Origin of the sequence: Sphingomonas sp., assembly GCF_035317925.1 — a bacterium.
In the GTDB taxonomy this organism is placed as follows: domain Bacteria; phylum Pseudomonadota; class Alphaproteobacteria; order Sphingomonadales; family Sphingomonadaceae; genus Sphingomonas_I.
In genome coordinates this window covers 1-10,606 of sequence record NZ_DATHFV010000225.1, presented here as the reverse complement: position 1 = coordinate 10,606, position 10,606 = coordinate 1, and the positions used below count along the sequence as shown (strand labels likewise).

At 61.1% G+C, this 10,606-nt stretch carries 14 protein-coding genes; 9 read left to right on the top strand and 5 right to left on the bottom strand.

The window, feature by feature from the left end; all coding sequences use genetic code 11:
- Both VK533_RS16480 and VK533_RS16475 read left to right on the top strand, forming a co-directional pair.
- A partial coding sequence (locus tag VK533_RS16480; RefSeq protein WP_324379713.1) for an SGNH hydrolase domain-containing protein occupies positions 1–409 on the top strand: 409 nt, incomplete at its 5' end.
- A gap of 109 nt (positions 410–518) precedes the next feature.
- Entirely contained in the window at positions 519–2,909 is a 2,391-nt protein-coding gene (locus VK533_RS16475; protein ID WP_324379711.1) for a membrane-bound PQQ-dependent dehydrogenase, glucose/quinate/shikimate family, read from the top strand.
- Between the two features lie 16 nt (positions 2,910–2,925).
- Here the strand turns inward: VK533_RS16475 and VK533_RS16470 are convergent, their stop codons facing one another.
- On the bottom strand, positions 2,926–4,107 hold the full coding sequence (locus tag VK533_RS16470; RefSeq protein WP_324379709.1) for an EpsG family protein: 1,182 nt from the start codon (positions 4,105–4,107) through the stop codon (positions 2,926–2,928).
- A gap of 102 nt (positions 4,108–4,209) precedes the next feature.
- Between VK533_RS16470 and VK533_RS16465 the strand changes: the two genes are divergently transcribed.
- The 7 genes from VK533_RS16465 to VK533_RS16435 all read left to right on the top strand — a co-directional run bounded on the left by VK533_RS16465 (position 4,210) and on the right by VK533_RS16435 (position 7,492).
- A complete protein-coding gene (locus VK533_RS16465; protein ID WP_324379706.1) occupies positions 4,210–4,533 on the top strand; it encodes a hypothetical protein in 324 nt (107 codons plus the stop codon).
- 106 nt (positions 4,534–4,639) lie between these two features.
- Positions 4,640–5,038: a hypothetical protein gene (locus VK533_RS16460; protein ID WP_324379705.1), complete on the top strand. Its 399-nt coding sequence runs from the start codon at positions 4,640–4,642 to the stop codon at positions 5,036–5,038.
- 297 nt (positions 5,039–5,335) lie between these two features.
- Positions 5,336–5,683: a hypothetical protein gene (locus tag VK533_RS16455; protein ID WP_324379703.1), complete on the top strand. Its 348-nt coding sequence runs from the start codon at positions 5,336–5,338 to the stop codon at positions 5,681–5,683.
- Complete coding sequence (locus VK533_RS17295; protein ID WP_414712325.1) at positions 5,683–6,042, top strand: tlde1 domain-containing protein; 360 nt, start codon at positions 5,683–5,685, stop codon at positions 6,040–6,042. The genes VK533_RS16455 and VK533_RS17295 overlap by 1 nt, the downstream gene beginning before the upstream one ends.
- A 337-nt stretch (positions 6,043–6,379) precedes the next feature.
- Complete coding sequence (locus VK533_RS16445; protein ID WP_324379700.1) at positions 6,380–6,574, top strand: hypothetical protein; 195 nt, start codon at positions 6,380–6,382, stop codon at positions 6,572–6,574.
- A gap of 14 nt (positions 6,575–6,588) precedes the next feature.
- Positions 6,589–7,047: a hypothetical protein gene (locus VK533_RS16440; RefSeq protein WP_324379698.1), complete on the top strand. Its 459-nt coding sequence runs from the start codon at positions 6,589–6,591 to the stop codon at positions 7,045–7,047.
- A 169-nt stretch (positions 7,048–7,216) separates the two neighbouring features.
- A complete protein-coding gene (locus VK533_RS16435) occupies positions 7,217–7,492 on the top strand; it encodes a hypothetical protein (protein ID WP_324379696.1) in 276 nt (91 codons plus the stop codon).
- Between the two features lie 9 nt (positions 7,493–7,501).
- Here VK533_RS16435 and VK533_RS16430 read toward each other — a convergent pair whose 3' ends face one another.
- The 4 genes from VK533_RS16430 to VK533_RS16415 all read right to left on the bottom strand — a co-directional run.
- Complete coding sequence (locus tag VK533_RS16430; protein WP_324379693.1) at positions 7,502–8,266, bottom strand: alpha/beta hydrolase; 765 nt, start codon at positions 8,264–8,266, stop codon at positions 7,502–7,504.
- A gap of 37 nt (positions 8,267–8,303) precedes the next feature.
- A complete protein-coding gene (gene cyoD, locus VK533_RS16425; protein WP_324379692.1) occupies positions 8,304–8,699 on the bottom strand; it encodes a cytochrome o ubiquinol oxidase subunit IV in 396 nt (131 codons plus the stop codon).
- On the bottom strand, positions 8,696–9,385 hold the full coding sequence (cyoC, locus tag VK533_RS16420) for a cytochrome o ubiquinol oxidase subunit III (protein WP_324379690.1): 690 nt from the start codon (positions 9,383–9,385) through the stop codon (positions 8,696–8,698). The genes cyoD and cyoC overlap by 4 nt, the downstream gene beginning before the upstream one ends.
- The coding region (locus VK533_RS16415; protein ID WP_324379688.1) for a cbb3-type cytochrome c oxidase subunit I at positions 9,382–10,606 on the bottom strand (1,225 nt) is incomplete at its 5' end. The genes cyoC and VK533_RS16415, both read right to left, overlap by 4 nt.

Sequence of the window (10,606 nt, the reverse complement as noted above, 5' to 3'; positions counted from 1 at the left end):
GAATGTTCAGGAGCTGCTGCGCGGTATCGACGCGACGATCGCCACGCTGCAATCGGCAGGGAAAAAAGTGGTGCTGATCGGGCCGATCGCCCAACCGAATTGGGACTTCGCATCGATAACGGCGCGCAGCATCGCTTTCGGACGGCAACCGCCCCTGCCCCCTTATGAAACCAGACCCACGTTCGATCAGTGGGCGCAGCCGATTATCCGGCATTTCGCCGGACGCAACGACATCACCTTTATCAGACCCGATCTGGCGCAATGCGATGCCCGGAAATGCGACTTTAGCCGGAACGGGGAATCGCTGTTCTCGGATATCAACCATGTGAGCAGGCCGGGATTGGATATCTTCCGCGCGCTTTTCAATCAGGCCCTGAGCGGGCCGCTGGAATTGTCCAAGCGCGACTGATCCAAGCCGGCACATGACGATCCCGCATAGGCCGCAGCGATTGCATCATCGGGCGATCCCCGCATAAGCTGCGGACGAACCCGAAGTTCGGTGCTCTGTGAGGAATAGGATGAACCGGCGCATCGCAGCCATTCTGTGGCGGTTACCGCTTGTGGCGGTGGGCTTGCTCCTGATCCTCATCGGGCTGCCGATGGCGATAATGGGCTATCGGCTCGCCACGTTGGGCGGATCCCTTTATTATCTGCCGACCGGGATCGCACTGATCGCGACCGGCCTGCTACTGGGGCTGAAGCGGACCGAGGCCGTGACCGTCTTCGCCGCGACCTTCCTGGCGACGATAATATGGGCATTATGGGAAGCAGGCCTCGATTTCTGGCCCCAGGTTCCCCGGATCCTTTCCCCGACGGTAATAGCGATCTTCATTGCGGCGGTATCGCCGCTGCTTCCGTGGAAGGCGGAGAGGCGCTTCATAAGCCGTGCAAGTTTCGGCGCGATCGCCGCACTGAGCTGCCTTGTTGCCGCCTTCGTGATCGAAATGTTTCTGCCGCATGGAATCGTGCGCGGCGAAGCGAAAGACTGGCCGCGATCCGAAGCATCCGCCCAAGCCACGCGGTGGGACCATTTCGGCAATTCGGGCGGCGGCACACGATATGTGGACGCCACGCAGCTGACGCCAGAGAATGTCGCGCAGCTGCGCCCTGCGTGGATCTATCATTCCGGTCATATCCCGACCGAAGACCAGGCCGAGGAAGCCACGCCTCTGCAGATTGGGGGCACACTTTATCTCTGTACCGCCGCCAATGTGATGATCGCGCTGGACGCTGAAACGGGCAGGGAATTGTGGAAGTTCGATCCCAATACCCGACGCGAGACTTTTGGCCGATGCCGAGGGCTGGCCTATTTTGAGATGCCTGCCCCGGCGCACCCACAAAAGGGCAGTAGCGGATCAGGGCGAGAGGCCTGCGTCCGTCGGGTAGTGGGAGCCACAGTCGATGCCAGGCTCGTGGAGGTCGACGCCGATACGGGAAGACCGTGCCTGGATTTCGGGGACCATGGCAATGTCAATCTATCGCAGGGCATGGGCGAGATACCGGCCGGATATTGGTATCAGACATCCGCACCGACGGTGGCGCGCGGCCTGATCATCATTGGCGGATATCATCTGGACAATCGGTCCACGCGGGAGCCTTCCGGCGTGGTGCGTGCGTTCGACGCCATGACCGGCGCGCTGATCTGGGCCTGGGATCTCGGCAATCCCGCGATCAGCAAGATGCCGCCGCCGGGCGGCACGTACACGCCCGGCACCCCCAACGTTTGGGCACCGCCGAGCGTCGATGAATCGCTGGGCCTGGTATATCTGCCGACCGGTAATGCAACGCCCGACTTCTGGGGCGGCAACCGTTCGGCGGAGAAGGACAAATATTCGTCCTCCGTAGTTGCGGTGGACATCGGCACGGGCAAGGTGCGCTGGGCATTCCAGACAGTGCATCACGATATCTGGGATTATGACGTCGCGTCGCAGCCGATCCTGTACGATCTCGCGATTGATGCGAAGCACCGGTTACCGGCGCTGATTCAGCTGACCAAACGAGGGCAGATTTTCTTGCTGGATCGCCGCGATGGACGGCCAATTGCTCCCGTGGAAGAGAAGCGTGTTGCGATCGATCCGGCGCCGGGAGACAGGAATGCGCCGACGCAGCCCTATTCGACGGGTATGCCCGCCATTGGCGCACAGCGCTTTACGGAGAGCCAAATGTGGGGCGCCACACCGATCGACCAGCTCTGGTGCAGACTGACATTCAAGCGGGCTCGGTATGATGGAGAATTCACGCCGCCAAACGTCAGCGAAGCGCTGCAATATCCCGGCCAGACCGGAGGCATGAATTGGGGCAGCGCGAGCATCGACGAACGACACGGCTATATGTTCGTCAACGACATCCGGCTGTTCTACAGATTGCAGCTGATACCGCGGCGCATAGCGGACCGCATGGCCGGGTTCGCGAAGACCAGCGACGATCCGCATTCACCTTATGCACCGCAAAAGGGAACGCCGTTCGCAGCGTTCAGAACGATGTTCGCTTCGCCGCTCGGCTTTCCGTGCCAAAACCCGCCGTATGGAACGATGACGGCGATAGACCTGAAGACCCGACGGATCTCGTGGCAGAGACCAATGGGCACGCTGCGCGATACGGGACCGCTGGGTATCACGGGGCTGGATTTCCCGATCGGAATGCCGACCCTGGGAGGATCGACGGCCACCGCCGGCGGGCTGGTTTTCTTCGCCGGGACACGCGACGCATCCCTACGCGCGCTCGATGCCAGAAACGGCCGAGAGGTGTGGCGCCAAAGGCTGCCGCTGATCTCTACGGCCACGCCGATATCCTATATCTCACCGCGATCCGGCCGACAGTTCGTCGCCGTAGTTGCGGGTGGCGCGATTGGTAAGACGCGAGGCGATTATGTGATTGGGTATACCGTGCCTAGGAAACACAATCAATAATCTGCTTTTTTGCTAATTATTGCACTTTCAAATCATACATAACTTGATTTGTTTCGTTCCTGACAAGTTGATAGCGAACACGTCCGTTGCCATAAGGACCTTTTACCCATGTTATAGCCAAACTTTGATACGGCTTAAAAACAAGAGATTGGCTGTTGTAGAGAGTATAAACGAGCGCAAGGCACGAGCCAGCAGCGAAGCATGCAAAAATGGGCGTCCTCACCTGAGCAATACTCAGCTCCCTGTAGTAAGCCCTACAAAGCACAATTGCTTGTAGAGGGAAGCAAACAAGCATTATGCGATTCCAGAATATGGGAAATGGTGCTAGGAATGAGTGAGCTACGAGCACCAGCCATGTTATAACAAATGCATTCTTTGTTATATAATCATCAACTCTGCCCTTTCTTTGCACAAGCCACAAAAATCCAAGGTGCCAAACAACAATTGCAAGAGAAAACGGCGAAACCTCGCCGAGCGCGAACGAACTGTAAATCTGCATTTTGTCGGCAACAAATCCCTCTCCAGCCACCGCCAAAACAAACCCGGTAATTGAGAGGAGTAAGTTTCCCCCTACTGAGGAAACAAAAAATCCAACAATTGTGGTAATGAGAGAAAATTTCAGAGTGGGAACCCGGCCTCTCCAGAATATAATGGGAATAAAAATAGCCGAGAAGTAGTGCATACTTATTGCAACCAGCGCCATCGTGATGGCGCGAAAATGCCGTCCATCATTTTCGTATATGAATGCAAGATAGATGAACGACACAGCAAATGCGTATCGCATGGATGACATCGGCCCGGATAAAAACACGAAGCCGTAGTACCATAATACAACTATACCCACCGTAGGCGAGAATCTACTCGCTAACTTAACGAATGCGAATATGCTAAATGTGCCACAGATAAATATTAGAGATTGAAACCCGAAATCGAAGGTTCTTAAAATTCTGTTTAGCAGCACGAATCCGGGTTCAAACATGCCGGACGTAATACTTGCGTAGATGTCAGTTTCGCCAAACCCCCGCTGAAACTGATAGTAGGTTTCGTAATCTACCCAGTCGAAACCCGTTTCGTATCGTAGACCGACGATGAAGGCCAGAATGGCCCCAGCCGCATAGGCAGGCCATCGCGATTTCGTATCCCCCTCGATCATTGCGAGCGCGAATAGCACAGCAAAAAATGCCAGATACCAGAACATCAATCCTCCCAGAGCTCGGGTATCAGAAAGCAAACGGGTGGCAAAGGCGAGGGCTCCGCGTTCCAGACCGCCCCGCCAATGCGACATTCAACGGAGGATGAAATGCCTGATTGGCAAGCCATTGGATGGGATCCTCAAAGGGGAATTAGAAAGTTTATAGCTGCTGGCGATCAGCCGGACAGTGTTTTGATCCGCACGGAGATAAACGACAGCACCATCGTCGAGCGCAATAAGGGGCAACAGAACGAGGCCTTCAACCGACGCGACGATATGTGGCACGCGGCGTCCATCCCAACCAGCGTCATGTTCGAATGGCTAACGCGGTTTGGCGTCAATGCCTGGAACCCCGACCACGCGGATGCGGTGAAAAAGCTGCTCAATTCCAGCGATTACCGCTGGTGCAAGGTCAAGCACATCATCCTGTAGGCCACGCACCAGCGTAGCGCCCGCCCAAGTTGCCGGCACTTGCCGGCACGAACACCGACAGAAAGGAGGCCATCATGGCCGAACCGCAGACTTATGCGGGCGTTTCGTGAGCGGTGTCGGCATCGCGGCGGCGGGCGCCGTCACCAGTTCGCCGCCTCCACCGCCCCTGACCGTACACATTTCGTGGAATGGCCAGACGCCGTTGCCGGTATCGGGCGCGTCGGGCGTCGCCCAGGCGGTCGGCTCACCGTTCGCCCCGAACGTGCTGGTCCCGCTCGTCTCAGGCGGCGTGCCGCCCTACGCCGAAAGCGGCGGGCTGGTGAATAACACCAGCGGCAAGCTGACGATCGCCGCCGCGCCAGATGGCGTCCATAATACGATCGCGTGGTCGGGCTTCGCCATCAACGAGGTGGAAAGCACCGACGTCACCTACCGCGCGACCGACAGCGCAGGCACGACCGTCACGTCCACTTATACGGGGATCCTCGTCCAGCGGACGAGCTGAGCGCCGAGCCTACTCCTCCTGCGCGCAGGGATCGCAGATGCGGTTCTGAGCGGGCAGGTAAACGCCGCAGCGTGCGCAATGCGAAGGATCATGCGCCTTTTCATACAGCGACTGCGCCCAGCTCCGGAGCATACCGGACAGGTTCTGGGGTGCCGTTACGACGGCGGGTTCACGCATACGCGACGCGGACTTCATGGGTAATCCTTCCAGCGAGCCATGATGAGGGCTGCGGCGCTCAAAAACCATTCATCGGAAGATAGGGGTCGGGCCGATCTCCCGATCAGGTTGGGGGGCGTAATGACCGTGATTGAGACGATTCCGGCCTGGGCGCCGATGTGCGGCGCGGCATTGGGCGGCGGGGGGCTGGGCGCGGGCCTGCGTCCGATCCTGGACTATTGGAAAGGCCGCCGCCGCCAGACCGACGAAGTCGCGATGGAGCTGGTGGCGAAATTGCAGGCGCGGATCGAGCGGCTTGAGGAATCCTCCGCCGCCGAACGCCAGCTGTGCGACGCGAAGCTTTCGGTGCTGCGCCATGAATTGCAGAATGTGCAGGGCAATTTCGACGCCCTGCTGCTGGCGATCGAGGTGGCGCCCGAAAAGGCCGCCGAAGTTGTCGCCAGGATCAAGCGCCGGCGTGCGGCCTGATGTGGCGGTGGAATCAATCCGCCGGCCGGCTGGCGCGCGGCGGCCAGACGTGGCGCGGCTATAGCGGTGCGGGACGGGGGCTGAACAATCCGGCGTTGCAGGCGGCGGCCGGCACAGGCCCGATCCCGCAGGGGCGCTGGACGATTACCAGCCGGCGCGACAGCCCCAATACCGGACCGTGCACGCTTACCTTAGTGCCGGATCCGGGAACGGAGACGTTCGGCCGCAGCGAATTTCGTATTCATGGAGACAGCATCGCGCATCCCGGCACGGCGAGTCACGGTTGCATCATCCTGCCACGGGCGGTGCGCGACGCGATCTGGCGTAGCGGGGATCGCGCGCTCGAGGTCGTCGGCTGACGGCGCGTAGTCGACTGCGCCCAGGACCGCCCACCAGAAGGTGGCGACCTCGCGCCGTCCGGACGCCTCCGCCTCCAGGACCTGACCGTTGGCGAACAGGGCCGCGCCCGCGCCGAATTCGGCCATCAGTGCGGCCGCCTCGTCGAGCGCGACAAGCCTGAGCAGCGGATCTGAAAGAGCGCGCGCCATGAAAAGCCAACGCCAGCTTTGGTGGATTCGATCCGCACGGGCGCACTCGGTTCGTCGCACGATTGTAACGCGCCTCCCCTCCCTGCGCGCCCTCCGTTTTCCCGCCCGGCTCCAACTTGGCGGCCGGGCCTTTCCAAGGAGACTGACCATGACCGACAGCAAGACCTGGTGGCAGAGCCGCACCGTGTGGGTGAATGTGGTGGCGACGTTGTTTGCCCTGCTCGGCACGTTCAAATTGCTACCCACCGGGCTCGATCAGGACACGATCGTCACTGCGATCATGGGCGTGGTCGCGATCGCCAATGTCGTGCTGCGACTGCTCACCAACCAGGCGATCGCATGAGCGGCTGACGCCCCATGTGGACCAAGCTGATGTTGAGCGCCGCGGCTGTTCTGGCCGCGGCGCTCTTCGCGTTTCTGGGCGACCGGATGATCCAGGCCTATGGCGCGGCGCGCTATCAGGCGGGCCTGGCCGACGGCCGGGTGCAGCAGCTGCCGGCGATCCTGACCGCCAACGCCGCCGCCGCCCAAGCCGGCCTGGACGCACGCGACCGCCTGATCGCAGCCGAACACAACCATGCCACCCAAGCCGTCCGACTGGCGGCCTTGATCCAGCAATCGGAGGATGAAGGGAGAGCCTATGAAGCGAGCGATGCCGGCCGTGCTGACTGCCTTGATGCTGAGCGCGTGCGCGCCATCGAGGTCACTCGCGCCGCCCTCTTTCCTGTCGCCGCCGCCCAAACCTCCACCAGCGGGCAATCCGGACCCTTGCCTGCCGACGCCACTCGCCAAGCAAGCGGATGGAACCCTGGATAAGGGTGAGGCGGACCAGGCGATTCGTGCTGGCGATGCGGATTTGGCGCGATGTCGGGCGGATCGGGATCGGTGGAGAGAGGCGTGGCCCGTTTCGTGATCGACAATCACGCGCATTGCGCGGGCATTTTGCTCACGGCTTGGCAACGATAGGCGCTATAGACACACCGGCATGACCACACCCGCCGGCATGACCGATCTCTTTCCAGCCTTCAGCCTGGGCGCGGTGGCGTTGCTCAATCTGATGGCCCGCCTCGATCCGCCGCCTTTGGTGCGGTGGAGCGTGGTCGGCGGTCTGGCCTTGGTGCTGGTGCTATATCTGGCCGACCAGATTCACCTGTGGCTGCCAGATCGCGTTGGGCTGCCGCTTTATGTCGCGTTGCTGGCGGGATCATCCGCGATCATCGTCTGGAACTGGCGGAACAAGCGCGCCGCCAGGCGGGGTTGAGGCGACGGCCTAGCCTGGATAACCCGCCGCTTCCAATATCAGCGCCGCAATCTCCCGGGGATGAGAGAGGATGGCAAGGTGACTGGCGGGAAGCTCGATCGTCTTCGCACCCATTCTCTTCGCCATGAAGCGTTCAAGATCGGGCTCGATCGTGCGATCGTTGGTCGAGACCTGGTAGAAGCTCGGCTTGCTGCGCCAGGCCGCTTGGGTGACGCGCGCATTAAACAATGTGTCGGAGACCGGCCCCTGGACCGCATAGAGGATGCGCGCCTTGGCCGGATCTATGTCGCCGGCGAAATCGCGCAGGAAAGCGGCCTCGCTGAGCTTCGCATAGCCGCCCGAGTGAACGAGCCCCAGGCTCGCCGGCGGCGCGGGAAAGCGTTTGGCGAGCGCAGTATAGTCCTCGCCCGCATCGGGCGCACGCGCCGCGCAATAGACGAGCGCGCTCACCTTGGCATCAACGCCGGTTTCGGTGATCACCTCGCCGCCATAGGAATGCGCCACAAGCACGGTCGGCCCGTCCTGCAGCGCAATCGCACGTCGCGTATAATCGCAGTCCTCGGCCAGACTGTTGAGCGGATTCTGGACGGCCGTGACGTTCAGCCCCCTCGCCTGCAGGTGCGGGATGACCTCCGCCCAACAGGATCCGTCGGCATAGGCGCCGTGGACCAGCACGACGTTGCGCACGCGTGGCGGCGTGGCGGACACGGGCCTCGCCGCGGCGAGCGTACCGATCGCGGCCAGGCCGGCAGTGAAAGAACGACGGTCGATCATCGCCACTTCCCCTATGATATACGGGTTGATCAGCCCGCTATTTCTGCATCTTCATCAGCTGATCCATCGGCATCATGTTGTGGTTGAGATGCGCCATGATCCAGACGGAGCCGACCACCACCAGCAAAACAATCAATACACCAAATGCGAGTGCGAGCGTGTTGTTGGTGTTTTCCGGCCCGCTGGTGATGTGCAGAAAGAAGACGAGGTGAACGCCGATCTGCGCCACCGCCAGCGCGAGCAAAGCGGCGGGAATGCCCGGCCCCCACACCAGGTCCGATCCCGCGATCCAGAAGCTGGCGACGGTGAGCCCGACCGCGAGCAGCAGGCCGAGCAGATAGATCTGGATTTCCTTGAACCCGGATCCGCCGGCATGTTCATCGCCGGGAGCGGCCTCGTCATGCTCACCCCATTCCTCATCATGGCCGCTCATGCGCCGGCTCCCAAAAGATAGACGATCGTGAACAACGCGACCCAGATGATGTCGAGCGCGTGCCAGAACAGGTTGAAGCAAAGCAGCCGCCGCATGATCTGCGGCTTGAAACCTTTGACCCAGATCTGCGCCATCATCGTCGCGAGCCATAGGCCGCCGATCGTGACGTGCAGACCGTGGCAGCCGACAAGCGCGAAGAAGGCGGAGAGAAAGGCGCTGCGCCCGGGCCCCGCACCCTTCACGATCATCTCGTAAAATTCGAGCACTTCGAGAATCACGAACACCAACCCCAACAGGCCGGTGACAAACATCCAGAATTGGGTCTGAAGCTGTTTGCGCTGCAGGGCTGCGACATAGCCGAGGCCGCAAGTGAAGCTGCTGGCGAGCAGGCAGGCGGTCTCGATGCCGACGCGCTTCAGGTCGAACAATTCGCGCCCCGTCGGGCCGCCCGCGGTCGCATGGGCCAGCACGGCGTAGGCCGCGAAGAAGCCCGAGAACATGACGATGTCGGACAGCAGGAAGATCCAGAAGCCATAGCCGACGATCACACGCTTGGGCGCGGGGCCGCCTGCACCATGGCCGCGCGCCTCAGCGTGGCCATGGCCGTGCGGATCATGGCCCTGCGCGTAAGGGCCCTGCTGCAGATAGACAGCTGCGACGTCGCTGGGGGTGGGTCCGTGGCTCATGCCGGGCTCCCCACCTTGGTCAGCCAGTCGCCACTACGCGATGCCCGTCGCGCGCGATCGACGCGGGCGACGTCCTCCGCCGGGATTTCATATTCGTCCTCGTCGCGCCAGGCGAAGACGACGAAGGTCGCGTAAGCGCCGACGAAGCCGAGCGCCACCATCCACCAGATGTGCCAGATCAAGGCGAAACCCATGAAACTGGCAAAGAAGGCTGTGATGAAACCGGTCGGACTGTTGCGCGGCATTTCAATCGGTTTGTAATCGGGCTCGTCGTGCAGCTTTTCCTGCGCGATCGCGGCCTGTTTGATGCCCCAATAGGCCTCTTCCCCATGCACGTCGTAGAGGACGGGGAAGTTGAAGGTCGGCGGCGGTGATGGCGTCACCCATTCCAGGCTGCGGCCGTTCCAGGGATCACCGGTCGTGTCGCGCAATTGTTCGCGCATGCGGATCGACACGACGAGCTGGACCACCTGGCTGGCGACACCGAGGAAGATCACCACGGTGCCCGCGCCCGCCATCAATATCCACGGATCCCACAGCGGATTGTCGATATGCTGCAGGCGGCGCGTCATGCCCTCCATCCCGACGATGTAGAGCGGGGTAAAGGTGGCGATGAACCCCGCGAGCGTCAGCCAGAAAGCAGTCTTGCCCCAGCCCGGATGGAGCCGGAAGCCGAACGCCTTGGGAAACCAATATTCGTATCCGGCAAAGGCGCCGAACAATACGCCGCCAATGATGACGTTATGGAAATGCGCCACCAGGAACATCGAATTGTGGAGCACGAAATCGGCGGGCGGCACCGCCAGCAGCACGCCGGTCATGCCGCCGATGATGAAGGTGACGATGAAGCCCAAGGCCCACAGCATCGGCACCTCAAAGCGGACGCGGCCGCCGTACATCGTGAACAGCCAATTGTAGATTTTCACGCCGGTCCCGACCGCGATGATCGAGGTAGCGATGCCGAAAGCGGCGTTGACGTCGCCGCCCGCTCCCATCGTGAAAAAGTGATGCAGCCAGACGAGGAAAGAGACGATGCAGATAAACAAGGTCGCCATCACCATCGATCGGTAGCCGAACAGCGGCTTGCCTGAGAAGGTCGAGAACACCTCCGAGAAGATGCCGAAGGCGGGCAGGATCAGGATGTAGACTTCGGGATGGCCCCACGCCCAGATCAGGTTCACGAACATCATCGGGTTGCCGCCCGCTTCATTCGTGAAGAAG

Coding starts and splice junctions, on each gene's coding strand:
- cyoD (WP_324379692.1), bottom strand. CDS start 8,699: ATGAGCGGCCATGATGAGGAATGGGGTGAGCATGACGAGGCCGCTCCC.
- VK533_RS16440 (WP_324379698.1), top strand. CDS start 6,589: ATGTGGACCAAGCTGATGTTGAGCGCCGCGGCTGTTCTGGCCGCGGCG.
- cyoC (WP_324379690.1), bottom strand. CDS start 9,385: ATGAGCCACGGACCCACCCCCAGCGACGTCGCAGCTGTCTATCTGCAG.
- VK533_RS17295 (WP_414712325.1), top strand. CDS start 5,683: ATGTGGCGGTGGAATCAATCCGCCGGCCGGCTGGCGCGCGGCGGCCAG.
- VK533_RS16455 (WP_324379703.1), top strand. CDS start 5,336: ATGACCGTGATTGAGACGATTCCGGCCTGGGCGCCGATGTGCGGCGCG.
- VK533_RS16465 (WP_324379706.1), top strand. CDS start 4,210: ATGCCTGATTGGCAAGCCATTGGATGGGATCCTCAAAGGGGAATTAGA.
- VK533_RS16475 (WP_324379711.1), top strand. CDS start 519: ATGAACCGGCGCATCGCAGCCATTCTGTGGCGGTTACCGCTTGTGGCG.
- VK533_RS16430 (WP_324379693.1), bottom strand. CDS start 8,266: ATGATCGACCGTCGTTCTTTCACTGCCGGCCTGGCCGCGATCGGTACG.
- VK533_RS16445 (WP_324379700.1), top strand. CDS start 6,380: ATGACCGACAGCAAGACCTGGTGGCAGAGCCGCACCGTGTGGGTGAAT.
- VK533_RS16470 (WP_324379709.1), bottom strand. CDS start 4,107: ATGTTCTGGTATCTGGCATTTTTTGCTGTGCTATTCGCGCTCGCAATG.
- VK533_RS16435 (WP_324379696.1), top strand. CDS start 7,217: ATGACCACACCCGCCGGCATGACCGATCTCTTTCCAGCCTTCAGCCTG.